This is a genomic window from Pseudomonas sp. PS01270 (assembly GCF_029959775.1).
In the GTDB taxonomy this organism is placed as follows: domain Bacteria; phylum Pseudomonadota; class Gammaproteobacteria; order Pseudomonadales; family Pseudomonadaceae; genus Aquipseudomonas; species Aquipseudomonas atacamensis.
In genome coordinates, this window is record NZ_JASCPT010000285.1 from 1 (window position 1) to 447 (window position 447).

Here is a 447-nt window from a genome sequence, read left to right on the forward strand (position 1 = left end):
TTGCCCTCGACCGGGGTTTCAATGAAGGGGGCGGCCGGCACGACGTCAAAGTGCAGCGGCTCGCTGTCTTTCGACTCCTGCAGTGTGCCGCTTTCATCCATGAACCTTTGCCGAGCCCAGATTGTTTTGCTGCCCACCGGCAACGTCACTTCGGCTTGCCAAATGCCCTGCCAGTCGACATCGACATTACTGAGCAGAGGTTCGGTGAGCCCTAGCAGACAGACTTCGACAACCCCGCCCCTCATGCCGGTACCCTTGAGCAATGCAGTTCGTGGCAACTTGCCGTTTGGTATCGGCTGGAGAAATTCTGGCGGCAGCAGCACCACCGTCAATTCATGCTCGTCACTGTACAGCGACGGTCGACCGTCCAGTGTCTGCTGTGCGTCGAAGGTGTAGAGCCTGAATTCCAGAAGGGTCAGGTCAATCGACCAGTCGCCGTCCTGGCTC

The 447-nt window shown here is 58.6% G+C and carries 1 pseudogene; it reads right to left on the reverse strand.

From position 1 onward, the window contains the following. A pseudogene (locus QMX86_RS28375) lies at positions 1 to 447 on the reverse strand (hypothetical protein); the annotation flags it as partial.